This is a genomic window from Brachybacterium subflavum, assembly GCF_009299795.1.
Lineage (GTDB): Bacteria > Actinomycetota > Actinomycetes > Actinomycetales > Dermabacteraceae > Brachybacterium > Brachybacterium subflavum.
The window spans coordinates 473,201-489,232 of record NZ_VIGP01000003.1 but is presented as its reverse complement, the minus strand read 5'-3'; the positions used below and the strand labels follow the sequence as shown (position 1 = coordinate 489,232).

Sequence of the window (16,032 nt, the reverse complement as noted above, 5' to 3'; positions counted from 1 at the left end):
CCGCCCTCCATGGCTGATCCGTCGACCTACCGTCCCGCGACCGGGACCATCCCGACCTCCCCGGGCGTCTACCGCTTCCGCGACGCCGACTCCCGGGTGATCTACGTCGGCAAGGCGAAGAATCTGCGGGCGCGGCTGTCGAACTACTTCCAGGACCTCTCGGCCCTCCACGAGCGCACCCGGCGGATGGTCACCACGGCGACCGGCGTCGAGTGGACGGTGGTGCGCACCGAGGTCGAGGCGCTGACCCTCGAGTACACGTGGATCAAGGAGTTCGATCCGCGGTTCAACGTGAAGTTCCGCGACGACAAGTCCTACCCCTACCTCGCCGTGACGATGGGGGAGGAGGTGCCGCGCGTGCACATCACGCGCCGGCCGCGCACCAAGGGCGACCGCGTCTTCGGCCCCTACACGCAGGTGTGGGCGATCCGCGAGACCCTCGACCTGATGCTCCGCGTCTTCCCCGTGCGCTCGTGCACCCCGGGCGTCTACCGCCGCGCCGAGAGGTCCGGGCGGCCCTGCCTGCTCGGCTTCATCGGCAAGTGCTCGGCGCCGTGCGTGGGCGACATCTCGGTGGAGGACCACCGCCGCCTGGCCGAGCAGTTCAGCGACTTCATGGCCGGCAACACCGGCGCCTACCTGCGGCGCATCGAGAAGCGCATGCGCGAGGCCGCCGCCGCCCAGGACTACGAGACCGCCGCCGGGCTGCGCGACGACCTGCAGGCGCTCGAGAAGGTCATGGAGAAGAACTCCGTGGTGCTCTCCGACGCGACCGACGCGGACCTCGTCGCCCTCGTCCAGGACGAGCTCGAGGCCTCCATCCAGGTGTTCCACGTGCGCGGCGGCAGGATCCGCGGCCAGCGCGGCTGGACCGCCGAGATCCTCGACGAGTCCGGTCCCGGCGACCTCATGGAGCGCGCGCTGGCAACCCTGTACACCGACGGGGAGGCCCCCGCCGAGGTGCTCGTGAGCGAGATGCCGACCAATGCTGACCAGGTGCGGGAGCTCGTCGGCCGGCGCGTGGACCTGCGCGTGCCCCGCCGCGGGGAGAAGAAGGAGCTGCTGGAGACCGTCGGCGCCAATGCGGAGGATGCCCTGCGCCTGCATCGGCTGCGCCGCACGGGCGACCTCACCGCCCGCACCAAGGCCCTCGAGGACCTCGGGGAGGCGCTCGACCTCGCGGAGCCCCCGCTGCGGATCGAGTGCTTCGACATCTCGCACTCCCAGGGGACGAATGTCGTCGGCTCCCAGGTGGTCTTCGAGGACGGGCTGCCCAAGAAGAGCGAGTACCGCCGCTACTCGGTGACGGGCGAGGCCGCGCGCGACGACACCGCCTCCATGTACGACGTGATCCGCCGCCGTCTCCAGCGCCACCTCGATCCCGCCCCCGCGGACGACGAGGACTCCCGCCGCTTCGCCTACCCGCCCGCGCTGATCCTCGTCGACGGCGGGCAGCCGCAGGTCGCGGCCGCGCAGCGGGCCTTCGAGGACCTCGGCGTCACCGACATCGCCCTCGCCGGCATCGCCAAGCGGCTCGAGGAGATCTGGCTGCCCGGCGACGACTACCCGGTGATCCTCCCGCGCACCAGCGAGGCGCTGTTCCTCGTCCAGCGCCTGCGCGACGAGGCCCACCGCTTCGCGATCTCCTACCACCGCTCCAAGCGCGGCCGCGCGATGCAGGCGAGCGCTCTGGACGGCGTGCCGGGCCTGGGACCGGCCCGCCGGCGGGCGCTGCTCGATCGCTTCACGACGGTCGCGAACATCCGCGAGGCCGACGAGGAGACCCTCCAGGAGGTCCAGGGCATCGGGCCGCAGCTCGCCGCGCAGGTCCTCGCGACCCTGCGCGGGGACGAGCCCGGCCCGGCCGTCGACATGGCGACGGGCGAGATCCTCGAGTGATCCGCGCGCGGGGCCCGCGCGATCCTCACCCCGGATCCCTCGGCGTCCATCCGCGAGCGGTACCCTTCACCAGCACGAGGACGAAGACGACGACCCCCGACCCACGACCCTGACGAAGGAGCAGCATCCATGTCGCAGGACCGCAGCGTCCCGGAGTCCGCGCCCGCCGAGGGCGCAGCGGAGCCGGAGCCCGATCGGGCCGCGCCGCCCGGCGACGTCGTGATCATCACGGGCCTCGCGGGCGCCGGTCGGGAGACGGCCGCCCATGCGCTCGAGGACCTGGGCTGGTACGTCGTCTACAACATCGCGCCGCAGCTGATCCCGCGCCTCTACGAGCTCCAGCAGCAGGCCGAGGGCCGCGAGACCCGCTTCGCCGTGGTCGTCGACCCCCGCTCGGGCCCGTTCTTCTCCGAGCTGTCCCAGGTGATCGAGCAGATGCGCGCCTCCGAGATGCGGGTGCGGCTGGTCTTCCTCACCGCCGACGAGCACACCCTCGTGCGCCGCTTCGACTCCGTGCGCCGTCCCCACCCGCTGCAGGGGGAGGAGGGCGTGCTCGAGGGCATCCGCCGCGAGCGCGAGATGCTCGCGCCCTACCGGCGCCTGGCCGACGTCGCGATCGACACCTCCCCGCTGAACGTGCACCAGCTGACGATGAAGATGCGCACCACCTTCGGCTCCCACAGCGAGCAGGCGCTCACCGTGAACGTCATGTCCTTCGGCTTCAAGTACGGGATCCCGATCGAGGCCGACCACGTCAGCGATGTCCGCTTCATCCCCAACCCGTACTGGGTGCCCGAGCTGCGCTCCCAGCGCGGCACGGACCCGGCGGTCGCCGAGTTCGTGCTCGCCGACCCCAACGGCGCCGAGTTCGCCGCCCGCTACCTCGACATGATCCGTCCCGTGCTGCGCGGCTACTCGGCGGAGAACAAGCACTTCACGACGATCGCGATCGGCTGCACGGGCGGCAAGCACCGCTCGGTGGCGATGGCGGAGAAGATCGGCGAGGACCTGCGCCAGGCGGGCTTCGCCGTGCGCGTGCGCCACCGGGATCTGGGGCGCGAGTGACCGCCGCCGGACTGCCCCCGCACCTGCGCCGCGGCCCGCGCCGCGCCCTGTCCGCGCCGCGCCGGGCGGTCGCCCTCGGCGGCGGCCACGGGCTCGCCGCGAACCTGCGCTCCCTGCGGCTGCTGGTCGACGACATCACCGCCGTGGTCACGGTCGCCGACGACGGCGGCTCCTCGGGACGCATCCGCGCCGAGCTGCCCGTGCTGCCCCCCGGGGACCTGCGGATGGCGCTCGCGGCGCTGTGCGAGGACTCCGACTGGGGCGCGTTCTGGCACGACGCCGTCCAGCACCGCTTCGTCACCGACGGCGACCTCGACGGCCATGCCCTCGGCAACCTCATGATCGTGGCCATGTGGCAGATCCTCGAGGACCCGATCGCGGGTCTGGACCGGATCGGCGAGCTGCTCGGCGCCCGCGGACGGGTCCTGCCCATGGCCCTGGACCCGCTGGACATCGAGGCGCAGGTGGCCTTCGCGGACGGCACCCGCGGCACGGTGCGCGGCCAGGCGCACGTCGCGAAGGTCCCCGGACGGGTCGAGTCGATGCGGCTGATCCCCGAGCGACCGCGGGTGCCCCAGGAGGTGCTGCGCGCGATCGCCGAGGCCGACTGGGTGATCGTCGGCCCCGGCTCCTGGTACACGTCGGTGCTGCCGCACCTGCAGATCCCCGAGATCGCGGAGGCCCTGCGCACCACCCGTGCCCACCGCTGCGTGGTCATGAACCTCTCCTCCGGGGGAGAGGAGATCGAGGGGATGCGCAGCACGGACCTGCTGCGCGTGCTGCTGGACAGCGCGCCCGAGACGAGCTTCGACACCGTGATCGCCGATCCGACGGCCCTCGAGGACGCGGTCGAGCTCGCGGAGTTCGCGCGCACACGAGGAATACGTACCCTGCTGAGGCAGGTGAGCGTGGGCGGCGGGGTGCCGGTCCACGACCCGGTGCGGCTCGCCGCCGCCTACCGCGACGTGTTCGACGGCGTGTACGGGGATGTCGAGGGGACGCACGACGAGGAGGAGGGGACTCAGGATGGCACTGACCGCTGACGCCAAGGAGGAGCTGTCCCGGATCGACGTGGCGCGCCCGTCGGCCCGCAAGGCGGAGGCCGCGGCGATGCTGCGCTTCGCGGGCGGCCTGCATCTGCAGGGCGGGCGCGTGGTGATCGAGGCCGAGCTGGACAGCGCGGCGACCGCGCGGCGGCTGCGCGCGATCATCGCCGACGTCTACGGGCACGGCAGCGAGATCGCGGTGCTCGCGCCGTCGGGGATCCGCCGCTCGACGACGTACATCGTGCGGGTGCACGGCGACGGCGCGGTGCTCGCCCGCCAGACGGGCCTGCTGGACGCCCGCGGGCGTCCCGTGCGCGGGATGCCGCCCGCCGTGGTCGGCGGGGCCGCGGTGGACGCCGAGGCCGCCTGGCGCGGCGCCTTCCTCGCCCGCGGCTCGCTCACCGAGCCGGGCCGCAGCTCTGCCCTCGAGCTCGGCTGCCCGGGGCCCGAGGTCGCGCTCGCGATGGTGGGGGCCGCCCGGCGCCTGGGCATCGCCTCGAAGGCCCGCGAGGTCCGCGGCGGCGACCGCGTGGTGCTGCGCGACGGCGATGCGATCGCCGCGCTGCTCACGCGCATGGGCGCCCACCAGACCGTGCTCGTCTGGGAGGAGCGGCGCACGCGCCGCGAGGTCCGCGCGACCGCCCACCGCCTGGCGAACTTCGACGACGCCAACCTGCGCCGCTCGGCGCGGGCCGCGGTCGCCGCGGGGCAGCGTGTGGAGCGGGCGCTGGAGATCCTGGGGGACGAGGTCCCCGAGCACCTGCGCGAGGCCGGCCGCCTGCGCGTCGAGCACCGCCAGGCGAGCCTCGAGGAGCTGGGCCGCCACGCCGATCCGCCGATGACCAAGGACGCGGTCGCGGGGCGCATCCGTCGCCTGCTCGCGATGGCGGACAAGCGCGCCGAGGAGCTCGGCGTCCCCGGCACCGACGAGGTCGGCGAGGGCGGGGAGGGCGCGCGCTCCTGAGCCGGGAGCCGCTCCGCGGTCCAGGGAGCGGACCCGTTCCGACGTGACCCAGTGCATTGATAGACTGCTGCGCGGTCGTGATCGTCGTCTCGGGTTCCCGGGAGGCGCCGCGGTCGTCCGAGCGTACGAGGGCGTGCGCGACACACATCCCCGCAGCCTCCTGGGCTGCGATCCAAGGAGGAACCGTGACCACTAAGGTCGGAATCAACGGATTCGGTCGCATCGGGCGCAACTTCCTGCGCGCCGCCCTCGAGCAGGGTGCCGACATCGAGGTCGTGGGCGTCAACGATCTGACGGACAACGCGACGCTCGCCAACCTCATCAAGTACGACTCCATCGGCGGCGTGCTGCCCCACGAGGTCAGCCACGACGACGACTCCATCACCGTCGGCGACCTCACCTTCAAGGCCTTCGCCGAGCGCGACCCGAAGAACATCCCGTGGGGCGAGATCGGCGCGGACGTCGTCATCGAGTCCACCGGCATCTTCACCGACGCCGAGAAGGCCAAGGCCCACCTCGAGGGCGGGGCGAAGAAGGTCATCATCTCCGCTCCCGCGAAGAACGAGGACGCGACCTTCGTCATCGGCGTGAACGAGGGCGACTACGACCCGGCGAAGCACGACATCGTCTCGAACGCCTCGTGCACCACGAACAGCCTCGCGCCCGTGGCGAAGGTGCTGAACGACGAGTTCGGCATCGTCAAGGGCCTCATGACCACGGTCCACGCCTACACCTCGGACCAGGTCCTGCAGGACGGCCCGCACAAGGATCCGCGCCGCGCCCGCGCCGCCGCCCTGAACATCGTGCCCACCACGACCGGCGCCGCCAAGGCCGTCGCGCTCGTGCTGCCCGAGCTCAAGGGCAAGCTCGACGGCTACTCGCTGCGCGTGCCGGTCCCCACCGGCTCGATCACGGACCTCACCTTCGAGGCCTCCCGCGAGGTCACCGCCGAGGAGATCAACGCCGCGGTGAAGAAGGCCGCCGAGGGCCCGCTCAAGGGCATCCTGCGCTACACCGAGGACCCGATCGTCTCCAAGGACATCGAGCACGACCCGCACTCCTCGATCTTCGACGCGCAGCTGACCAAGGTGAACGGCAACCTCGTCAAGGTCTTCACCTGGTACGACAACGAGTGGGGCTTCTCCAACCGTCTCGTCGAGCTCAGCCAGCTCGTCGGCAAGAGCCTCTGATCCTCGCCTCCTCACCGAGCTGAGATCCGACGGAGCCCGTCCGGCGCCGCACCCTGCGGGGCGCGGCCCGGGCGGGCTCCGTCGCTGCACCCATCGAACCTAGGAGCCACCCCGTGCTGAAGACCATCGCGTCGCTCGGCGACCTGCGCGGCAAGCGGGTCATCGTCCGCGCCGACCTCAACGTGCCGCTGGACGGCACCACGATCACCGACGACGGCCGCATCCGCGCCGCCCTGCCCACGATCTCGACGCTCACGGGCGCCGGTGCGCGCGTCGTCGTGATCTCCCACCTCGGCCGACCCAAGGGCGCGCCCGAGGAGAAGTACTCGCTGCACCCCGTCGTGGGGCGGCTGTCCGAGCTCCTCGGCGCCGACGTCGCCTTCGCGACCGACACCGTGGGCGACAGCGCCCGGGGCACCGTGGACGCCCTCGCCGACGGCCGGGTCGCGATCCTCGAGAACCTGCGCTTCAACCCGGGGGAGACCGCGAAGGACGAGGGCGAGCGCCGCGCCTTCGCCGAGCAGATCGCCGCGCTCGGCGACGCCTTCGTCTCCGACGGCTTCGGCGTCGTCCACCGCAAGCAGGCCTCCGTGTACGAGCTCGCGCAGCTGCTGCCCTCGGCCGCCGGCGAGCTCGTGACCAGCGAGGTCGAGGCGCTGCGCAAGGTGACCGACGACCCGGGGCGCCCCTTCGTGGTGATCCTCGGCGGTGCCAAGATCGCCGACAAGCTCGGCGTCATCGAGAACCTGCTGACCAAGGCCGATCGGATCCTCATCGGCGGCGGCATGGCGTATACCTTCCTCAAGGCCCAGGGCCACGAGATCGGGAAGTCCCTGCTGGACGCCGAGCGCGTCGACACCGTGCGCGGGTACCTCGAGACGGCGCAGCGCAACGGCGTGGAGCTCGTGCTGCCCGTGGACACGGTCGTCGCCCAGGAGTTCTCGGCCGACGCGGAGCCGACGACGGTCCCCGCCGACCAGATCCCCGCCGACCAGGAGGGCATGGACATCGGCCCGCGGACCGCGGAGCTGTTCGCGGAGAAGATCGCCGATGCGCGCACCATCTTCTGGAACGGTCCGATGGGGGTCTTCGAGTTCGAGACCTTCGCGCGCGGCACGAAGGACGTCGCCACGGCCCTCGCCGGAGCCGACGGCTTCACCGTGATCGGCGGCGGCGACTCCGCGGCCGCCGTGCGCACCCTGGGCTTCGACGAGTCCGCGTTCTCGCACATCTCGACCGGCGGCGGTGCGAGCCTCGAGCTGATCGAGGGCAAGGAGCTGCCGGGCATCGCCGTCCTGGAGGAGGACCACGCATGAGCACCACCCGCACCCCGCTGATGGCGGGCAACTGGAAGATGAACCTCGACTGGAAGCAGGGCCTGTCCCTCGTCGAGGACCTGGGCGACGCCCTCAAGGGCCTGGACACCTCCGCGGTCGAGGCGGCCGTGCTGCCTCCGTTCGTGGACCTGCGCACCGTGCAGACGGCCGTGGACGCCGGGAAGCTGCCGATCTCGTACGGGTCCCAGGACGTGTCCGAGCACGAGTCCGGTGCGTTCACCGGAGAGGTCTCCGCCTCCATGCTCACGGCACTCGGCGCGACCTACGCGACCATCGGCCACTCCGAGCGCCGCCAGTACCACGGTGAGACCGAGCAGGTCACGAACGCCAAGGTGAAGGCCGCCCTCGGCGGCGGTCTGACCCCCATCCTGTGCGTCGGCGAGCCGCTCGAGGAGCGGAAGGCCGGCACGCAGGTCGAGTACACCCTCGCCCAGCTCGAGGGCGGGCTCGAGGGCGTCGACGCCGCACAGGTCGGTTCCCTCGTCGTCGCCTACGAGCCGGTCTGGGCGATCGGCACCGGCGAGGTCGCGACCCCGGACGACGCCCAGGAGGTGTGCGGCGCGATCCGCGACTGGGTGCGCACCGCCCACGGCGAGGCCGCGGCGGATGCCGTGCGCGTCCTCTACGGCGGCTCCGTGAAGTCCTCGAACGTCGCCGAGCTGATGACGAAGCCCGATGTCGACGGCGCCCTGGTGGGCGGGGCCTCGCTGAAGGCCGACGAGTTCGCGAAGATCGTCCGCTACCAGGACGCCTGAGCGGCGCGATCGGACGAGGAGCCGAACGGCTCACATCCGGCGGGGCGGGTCCGGCGACGGATCCGCCCCGTGTCGTATCCTGGCGCAGTTCCAACGTCCCGTGAGGAGAGTCCGTGGACCTCAACCTGCTCAAGCTGATCCTGCAGATCGTGCTGGCGATCACCGGCGTCGCAGTGATCCTGCTGGTGCTGCTGCACCGCGGCAAGGGCGGCGGCCTGTCCGACATGTTCGGCGGCGGCGTGTCCTCCTCCGCGAGCGCCTCCGGCGTCGCCGAGCGCAACCTCGACCGCCTCACGGTCACCCTCGCCGTCGTGTTCGGCGCCGCGGCCGTGGGTCTGGGAGTGATCGAGCGCTTCATGTGATCATCCGACGCGCAGCGCGTGCGACAGCCGTCCGAGAGGCCGGGAGGATCCGATCCTCCCGGCCTCTCGCATTCCCGGAGGGGACGGCGCCCGACGAGGCGAGGCGGCGCGCCGTCGCAGAGCGCGTCGCACAGTGGGACAGCGCACCCAGAGGGCCCGACCACGCCATGTGCGCGGCCGGGCCCTCTCGGTGCTCCGGTCGGTCCCGGGAGTGCGGTCAGCCCGTCAGCCCTTCCGCAGGCCCGTCGCCGAGGACTCGTCGAGGTACCAGGTGGTGGACTCGAGCCCGCGCACCGAGGAGGCCGGGACCTCCCACGGGTCGATGCCCCGGTGGGCGCGCGCGACCGCGTCGGCCTTCTCCGCGCCGGCGGCCAGCAGGCCCACGTGGCGCGCGGAGTTCAGCACGGGCCAGGTCAGCGACACCCGCAGCGGCGGCGGCTTGGGGGAGTCGACCACGGCCACGGCGCTCGCGCCGTCGAGCTGCTGCGCGGGGTGGCGCGGGAACAGCGAGGCCACGTGGCCGTCGGGCCCGACGCCCAGCAGCAGCACGTCGAAGAACGCCTCGCCGCGGGTGCGGAACGGACGGTCGCCGCCCGCGCGATCCAGCTCCTGGCCGTACCAGGCGGCGGCCTCGTCCAGGGACATGCCGCTCGAGGTCGAGGGGACCGGATGCACCTTGCCGGGCGCGAAGGCGATCTTCTCGAGGAAGCCGACGCGCACCGACTGGTCGTTGCGGTCCTCCGAGTCGGCGTCGACGAAGCGCTCATCGCCCCACCACACGTGCACGGCTGCCGGGTCGACCTCGTGCTCGACGAAGGCGACGGGGAGGGCGTCGGCGGTGGCGGTGCCGATGGTGCCTCCGGTGACCACGAGGTGCGCCTCTCCGCGCGCGGAGATCGCCTCGGCGAGGCGGGAGGCCACGTCGTCGGCGGCGCGCACGGCGGCGGCCTCGAGGGACTCCGAGACGGCGTCCGTCGGCTCCGGCTTGCCCTTCGCGAAGGTCGAGGCGTCCTCCACCTTGGAGAAGGCATGGGCGAGGACCTCGCCGTAGACCTCGTCGGGGTCGAGGCGCCGCAGCTCCTCGGCCAGCAGCTCGTAGAGGGAGCTCGCGGGCACGGGGACGCGCTGGTCCTCCTGGTCGCCGGGCAGGGAGATGATGACGCTGTCGCCCTCGCCGCGGCGCAGGGCCACGGTACCGTCCTCGCGCTCGAAGACGAGGGACTGGGGGCCGGCGGGGCAGCCGTCGACGGTCTCGATGTCGACCTCGAGGCCGAGCTCGAGGGCGAGCCAGGCGGCCAGCAGGCGCACCGAGGGATCGCCCGCGGGGCCGGCCACGCTCACGCTGCGCGGGAGGGAGATCGGCGGGGTCTCGTAGGCCGTGGCGGCCAGCCCGCGCCAGCGGGTGATGCGGGCCCAGGAGAGATCGGAGTCGCCGCTGGAGTAGCCGCGGCGCAGGCGCTTGAGGGTCGCGTCGGGGTCGCTCGAGGAGGCGGCGTCGGTGATGCGGCGCTGGGAGATCGACCCCAGGACGTCGTGGACCGGCGAGGACGGGGCGTCCTCGGGCCACCAGGTGACGATCGGGGCGTCGGGCAGCAGCAGCGGGGTGATGAGGGTGTCCAGGCTGGACATGACGTCGCCCCGGGCGCGGAGGATGACGATCTCGCCGGCTCCCGCGTCGCGGCCCACCCGGATCTCCGCGTCCAGTCCGGTCTCGGCGTCGGTGTCGGCATCGACCACGATGACCCGCGAGGGGTGCTCGTGGCTGGCCTGCACGGCGGCCTGCAGGGGCTGATCGATGTCCTCGCCGGTCGCGACGATGATCAGCGTGAGCACGCTGCCCACGGTGGTCGCGCCGAAGGTCTCGCGCATCTGCGTCATCTTCTTGTCGACGGCGGATGCGGTGGTGTCGTTCAGGGTGGTGATCACGGTCGCCTCCAGGCGCGTCCGTCGCGCGTGAGCATCTCGTTGGCGGTCTCCGGGCCCCAGGTGCCGGGGCGGTACGGAGCGGGCGGAAGGTTCTTCGCCCAGTAGTCGGTGATCGGGTCGAGGATCTCCCAGGACAGCTCGACCTCCCGCTGGCGCGGGAACAGCGGCGGGTCGCCCAGGAGCATGTCGAGGATCAGCCGCTCGTAGGCCTCGGGCGATTCCTCGGTGAACGAGGACCCGTACTGGAAGTCCATGTTCACGTCCCGCACCTCCATCTGGGTGCCGGGGACCTTGGAGCCGAACCGCATGGTCACGCCCTCGTCGGGCTGGACGCGGATGACGATCGCGTTCTGGCCCAGGTCCGCGGTGTCCGTGGAGGAGAACGGCAGGAACGGGGCGGACTTGAAGACCACGGCGATCTCGGTGACGCGGCGGCCCAGGCGCTTGCCCGCGCGCAGGTAGAACGGGACCCCGGCCCAGCGGCGGGTGTTCACGTCCAGGCGCATCGCGGCGAACGTCTCGGTCGTGGAGTCGGCGGGGATGCCGTCCTCCTCGAGGTAGCCGCCCACCTCCTCGCCGCCCTGCAGGCCCGCGACGTACTGCCCGCGGGCGGTGTGCAGGGAGAGGTCATCGGGCAGGGAGATGGCCTCGAGGACCTTCTCCTTCTCCGTGCGCAGCTCCTTGGCGTCGAAGGAGATGGGCTCCTCCATCGCGGTCAGCGCGAGCAGCTGCAGGAGGTGGTTCTGGATGACGTCGCGCGCGGTGCCGATGCCGTCGTAGTAGCCTGCGCGCGAGCCGATGCCGATGTCCTCGGCCATCGTGACCTGCACGTGGTCGACGTAGTTCGCGTTCCAGATCGGCTCGAACATCTGGTTCGCGAAGCGGAACGCGAGGATGTTCTGGACCGTCTCCTTGCCCAGGTAGTGATCGATGCGGAAGACGTCCTCGGGACGGAACACCTTCTCCACGACGTCGTTGAGCTCCTTGGCGGAGGCCAGGTCGTGGCCGAAGGGCTTCTCGATGACCACGCGGCGCCACGAGCCGTCGCGCGGGGTGTTCAGGCCGGAGTTCGCCAGCTGCGAGCAGACCTGCGGGAACGCGTCCGGCGGGATCGAGAGGTAGAAGGCGTGGTTGCCGCCCGTGCCGCGGGTGCGGTCGAGCTCCTCGACGACCTCGGTGAGCTTCTGGAAGGCGGCCGTGTCGTCGAAGGTGCCGGTGACGAAGCGCAGGCCGCCGCGCAGCTGCTCGAAGGTCGACTCGTCGAACTCGGTGCGGGCGTGCTCGGTGACGGACGTGCGCACGTAGTCGGCGAAGTCGTCATGGCTCCAGTCGCGGCGCCCGTAGCCGACCAGGCCGAAGCTCGGGGGCAGCAGACCCCGGTGGGCCAGGTCGTAGATCGCGGGGAGGAGCTTCTTGCGGGCGAGGTCTCCGGTGACGCCGAACATCACCATCGAGCTCGGACCCGCGATCAGCGGCAGGCGCCGATCACGGGGATCGCGCAGCGGATTGCGCGGAGTGGGGGTCGTGTTCACGATCATCCTTCCGGCACGTGGCGGAGCCGACCCGTCGGGGCGGCTCCGCCGTGTGCTCGATGGAGTGAGGACCGCCGGCCCTCCTCTCCGCGCGGCGCCGCGGGCGGCGCTCAGGAGCGGACGGGGGAGGGGAGGCGGCGGGGTGGGATCAGGCCGAGGCGATCTGCGCCGCGACGGTCTCGAGCAGCTCGTTCCAGGCCTTCTCGAACTTCTCGACGCCCTCGCGCTCGAGGACGGCGTAGACGTCGTCGAGGTCGACGCCCGCGGCGGAGATCTTCTCGAGGTCCGCGGCCGAGGCCTGCGCGGCCTCCGCGTCCAGCGCCTTCCCGGGCTCGGAGTGGTCGGCGACCGCGTCGAGCGTCTTCTCCGGCATCGTGTTCACGGTGGGGGAGGCGACCAGCTGGTCGACGTACATGGTGTCGGCGTACTCGGGGTTCTTCACCCCGGTCGAGGCCCACAGCGCGCGCTGCACGCGGGCACCCTTCGCGGCCAGCTTCTCGAAGCGCTCCGAGGAGAACTTCTCGAGGTACACGCCGAAGGCCACGCGGGCGTTCGCCACGCCTGCCTTGCCGCGCAGCTCCAGGGCGTCGCCGCCCAGCTTCTCCAGGCGGGCATCGATCTCGGTGTCGAAGCGCGAGACGAAGAACGAGCCGACCGAGCGGATGGTCGAGAGGTCGATGCCGGCGGCGTCGGCCTTCTCCAGGCCCGCCAGGTAGGCGTCGATGACCTCGCGGTAGCGGTCCACGGAGAAGATGAGGGTCACGTTGACGCTGATGCCCGCGCCGATCACCTCGGTGATGGCCGGCAGGCCCTCCTTGGTCGCGGGGATCTTGATCATCACGTTGCTGCGGTCCACGATCTCGCTGAGGCGGTGGGCCTGCGCGATCGTCTTCTCGGTCTCGTGCGCCAGGCGCGGGTCGACCTCGATGGAGACGCGGCCGTCCTGGCCCTCGGTGGCCTCGGCGACCGGGGCGAAGAGGTCGGCGGCGGAGCGCACGTCGTCGGTCGTGAGCTTCTCGACGACCGCGTCGACGTCCTTGCCGGCCTTCGCGAGCTCGGCGATGTCGGCGTCGTAGTCCTGGGCGCCGGAGATGGCGGCCTGGAAGATCGAGGGGTTGGTGGTGACGCCCACGATGTTCTTCGTGTCCACGAGCTCCTGGAGGTTGCCGGAGGTCAGGCGGCCGCGGGAGAGGTCGTCCAGCCAGATCGACACGCCGGCGTCGGAGAGGGCCTGGGTGCGGGTGTTCTGGGTCATGAGGGGAATCCTTCCTCGGCGCGCGCGGCGCCGATCAGATCATGGGGAGTCGGAGACGGATGGTCGCCGTGGATGCGCGGGGCGGGTTCGGGGCCCGAGGGCCGACGGCGGGCTCCCGCGCGGGCACGGCGAGAAGAGGGGGGGCGGGACCCGTGGGTCCCGCCCCCGTCGGCGGATCAGCTCTGCGCGGCCTCGATGGACTCCTTCGCGGCGGCCACCACCGCGTCGGCCGTGAAGCCGTACTCGCGGAAGAGCGTGGCAGCGTCCGCGGAGGCGCCGTAGTGCTCGAGGCTGACGGCGCGGCCCGCGTCGCCCAGGTACTTAAACCAGGACTGGGCGATGCCCGCCTCGACGCTCACCCGGGCGCGGACGCCGCGGGGGAGGACCGACTCGCGGTAGGCCTCGTCCTCGTCCTCGAACCACTCGACGGACGGCATGGAGACCACGCGGGTCGGCGTGCCGGCCTCCTCGAGCTGCTTCTGCGCCTCGACGGCGTACTGCACCTCGGAGCCGGTGGCGATGAGGATGACCTCGGGCTCGCCGTCCGCGGCGTCCTTGAGGACGTACCCGCCCCGGGCGACGCCGTCGGTGCTCGCGTACTCGCTGCGGTCCAGCGTCGGCAGGGCCTGGCGGGAGAGGATCAGGCCGATCGGGCGCTCGCGGCGCTCGATCGTCGCCTTCCAGGCGGCGGCCGTCTCGTTGGCGTCGGCAGGGCGGACGACGTCCAGGCCCGGGATGGCGCGCAGCGCGGCGAGGTGCTCGACCGGCTGGTGGGTGGGGCCGTCCTCGCCCAGGCCGATGGAGTCGTGGGTCCACACGTAGATGTTGTCCACGCCCATCAGGGCCGAGAGGCGCACGGCGCCGCGCATGTAGTCCGAGAACTGCAGGAACGTGCCGCCGTAAGCACGGGTGAGCTCGTCGAGGTTGATCCCGGAGAGGATCGCGCCCATGGCGTGCTCGCGGATGCCGAAGTGCAGCGTGCGGCCGTACTCGTCGCCCGAGAACTCCTTGGTCGAGCGGTCCTTCGGAATGAAGGAGGGCTCGCCGTCCATGGTGGTGTTGTTCGAGCCGGCGAGGTCGGCCGAGCCGCCCCAGAGCTCGGGCAGCACCGGGGCGAGGGCGTTGAGCACCTTGCCGGATGCGGCGCGGGTGGCCAGGCCCTTGGCGTCGGCCTCGAAGGTCGGCAGGGCGTCGGCCCAGCCGTCGGGGAGCTTCCCGGCGACGAGCCGGTCCAGCAGCGCGGCGCGGTCGGCGTTGGCCTCGCGCCAGCTCGCGAGCTTCTCGTCCCAGGCGGCGTGCGCCTCCTTGCCGCGCTGCACGAGCTCGCGGGTGCGGTCGAGGACCTCGGCGGGGACGTCGAAGGTCTTCTCGGGATCCAGGCCGAGCGCCTTCTTGAGGCCCGCGACCTCCTCGTCGCCGAGGGCGGATCCGTGGGCGGCGCCGGTGCCCTGCTTGGTGGGAGCGGGCCAGGCGATCACGGTGCGCAGGGCGATGAAGGACGGCTTGTCGGTGACCTTCTTGGCGTCCTCGATGGCGGTCTTGAGGGCGGCGACGTCCTCGACGTACTCGGTGCCGCCGTGGGTCCAGTCCACGTGGTGGACGTCCCAGCCCAGCGCCTCGTAGCGGGCGGCCGTGTCCTCGGTGAAGGCGATGTCGGTGTGGCCCTCGATCGAGATGTCGTTGTCGTCCCACAGGACGATGAGGTTGCCCAGCTCCTGGGTGCCGGCGATCGAGGAGGCCTCGTTGGTCACGCCCTCCTGCATGTCGCCGTCGGAGGCGATCGCGTAGGTGAAGCGGTCGAAGAGGCTCTCGCCCGCGGGGGCCTCGGGGTCGAACAGGCCGCGCTCGCGGCGCTGCGCCATGGCCATGCCGACGGCGGTCGCCAGGCCCTGGCCGAGCGGGCCGGTGGTGGTCTCCACGCCCTTGGTGTGGCCGACCTCGGGGTGGCCCGGGGTCTTCGAGCCCCAGGTGCGCAGGGACTCGATGTCCTCGAGCTCGAGGCCGAATCCGCCGAGGTAGAGCTGGATGTACTGGGTGAGGCTCGAGTGGCCTGCGGAGAGGACGAAGCGATCGCGGCCCAGCCACCCGGTGTCCGAGGGGTCGTGGCGCATGATGTCCTGGTACAGCAGGTAGGCCGCCGGGGCGAGGCTGATCGCCGTCCCCGGGTGGCCGTTCCCGACCTTCTGGACGGCGTCCGCCGCGAGGGTGCGCACCGTGTCGATCGCGCGCTTGTCCACGTCGGTCCAGCCGTCGATTCCCTTGAACGATTCGCTCACGAGTTGTTCTTCCTTCCGTCAGGAGCTGCAGGAGCGGCTCGCGTCGCCCGGGTCCCGGGGCGCGCCGCTCAGCGACCATTCGATCCTATCGCCCCGCCCCGTGGCCAGGGGTTGCCGCGACTTCTCGTGGGACGCGCATCCGGTGAGCCATGTCATGCGAGGTCAGGGACTCTCACGCCCCGAGCAACGGATCGGGCGGCCGCGACGATGTCCGGAGGTGACGAGAGGCACGCGGTGTGGCGCGTCGAGCACCGCGGCGGCGGTCCGCGGGGCCGGCCGCCGGGTAGTATCGGGCCCGTTCGCCCCCTCGGCGCAGACGCGTCGGTCGCAGCAGGAAGGACGGTGGACGGTGACCGCTCCCCACGGCACCCCCGCTCCCGGGACCGCCCGGCGCACCTCGCAGACGTCTCAGGCTCCCCGGTCGG

12 protein-coding genes are annotated in these 16,032 nt (G+C 72.0%); 8 read left to right on the top strand and 4 right to left on the bottom strand.

Annotated elements, in window-relative coordinates; all coding sequences use genetic code 11:
* Positions 1-9 precede the first annotated feature (9 nt).
* The 8 genes from uvrC to secG all read left to right on the top strand — a co-directional run bounded on the left by uvrC (position 10) and on the right by secG (position 8,618).
* On the top strand, positions 10-1,899 hold the full coding sequence (uvrC, locus tag FHG10_RS09305; protein WP_152353027.1) for an excinuclease ABC subunit UvrC: 1,890 nt from the start codon (positions 10-12) through the stop codon (positions 1,897-1,899).
* 129 nt (positions 1,900-2,028) lie between these two features.
* Positions 2,029-2,964 carry an RNase adapter RapZ gene (gene rapZ, locus FHG10_RS09300; RefSeq protein ID WP_152353026.1) on the top strand — a complete coding sequence of 312 codons (936 nt, stop codon included), beginning with the start codon at positions 2,029-2,031 and terminating at the stop codon, positions 2,962-2,964.
* Positions 2,961-4,007, top strand: coding sequence for a gluconeogenesis factor YvcK family protein (locus FHG10_RS09295; RefSeq protein WP_454614417.1), 1,047 nt, complete (start codon positions 2,961-2,963; stop codon positions 4,005-4,007). The genes rapZ and FHG10_RS09295 overlap by 4 nt, the downstream gene beginning before the upstream one ends.
* A complete protein-coding gene (gene whiA / locus FHG10_RS09290; RefSeq protein WP_152353025.1) occupies positions 3,991-4,974 on the top strand; it encodes a DNA-binding protein WhiA in 984 nt (327 codons plus the stop codon). Before FHG10_RS09295 ends, whiA begins: the two co-directional genes overlap by 17 nt.
* Before the next feature lie 185 nt (positions 4,975-5,159).
* The gene (gap, locus tag FHG10_RS09285) at positions 5,160-6,164 is read left to right on the top strand and encodes a type I glyceraldehyde-3-phosphate dehydrogenase (RefSeq protein ID WP_152353024.1); all 1,005 of its coding nucleotides are present in this window, start codon (positions 5,160-5,162) and stop codon (positions 6,162-6,164) included.
* Between the two features lie 113 nt (positions 6,165-6,277).
* Positions 6,278-7,480 (top strand): phosphoglycerate kinase, encoded by a 1,203-nt coding sequence (locus FHG10_RS09280; RefSeq protein ID WP_152353023.1) that lies wholly within the window; start codon positions 6,278-6,280, stop codon positions 7,478-7,480.
* Positions 7,477-8,256 carry a triose-phosphate isomerase gene (gene tpiA, locus FHG10_RS09275; RefSeq protein ID WP_152353022.1) on the top strand — a complete coding sequence of 260 codons (780 nt, stop codon included), beginning with the start codon at positions 7,477-7,479 and terminating at the stop codon, positions 8,254-8,256. Before FHG10_RS09280 ends, tpiA begins: the two co-directional genes overlap by 4 nt.
* Positions 8,257-8,369: 113 nt before the next feature.
* Entirely contained in the window at positions 8,370-8,618 is a 249-nt protein-coding gene (gene secG, locus FHG10_RS09270; RefSeq protein WP_152353021.1) for a preprotein translocase subunit SecG, read from the top strand.
* Positions 8,619-8,843: 225 nt separating this feature from the next.
* Here the strand turns inward: secG and pgl are convergent, their stop codons facing one another.
* The 4 genes from pgl to tkt form a co-directional block, all read right to left on the bottom strand.
* Positions 8,844-10,544, bottom strand: coding sequence for a 6-phosphogluconolactonase (pgl, locus tag FHG10_RS09265; protein WP_152353020.1), 1,701 nt, complete (start codon positions 10,542-10,544; stop codon positions 8,844-8,846).
* Positions 10,541-12,082: a glucose-6-phosphate dehydrogenase gene (zwf, locus tag FHG10_RS09260; RefSeq protein ID WP_152353019.1), complete on the bottom strand. Its 1,542-nt coding sequence runs from the start codon at positions 12,080-12,082 to the stop codon at positions 10,541-10,543. Before zwf ends, pgl begins: the two co-directional genes overlap by 4 nt.
* Before the next feature lie 142 nt (positions 12,083-12,224).
* On the bottom strand, positions 12,225-13,331 hold the full coding sequence (gene tal / locus FHG10_RS09255) for a transaldolase (RefSeq protein ID WP_152353018.1): 1,107 nt from the start codon (positions 13,329-13,331) through the stop codon (positions 12,225-12,227).
* A gap of 176 nt (positions 13,332-13,507) precedes the next feature.
* A complete protein-coding gene (gene tkt / locus FHG10_RS09250; RefSeq protein ID WP_152353017.1) occupies positions 13,508-15,607 on the bottom strand; it encodes a transketolase in 2,100 nt (699 codons plus the stop codon).
* Positions 15,608-16,032 lie beyond the last annotated feature (425 nt).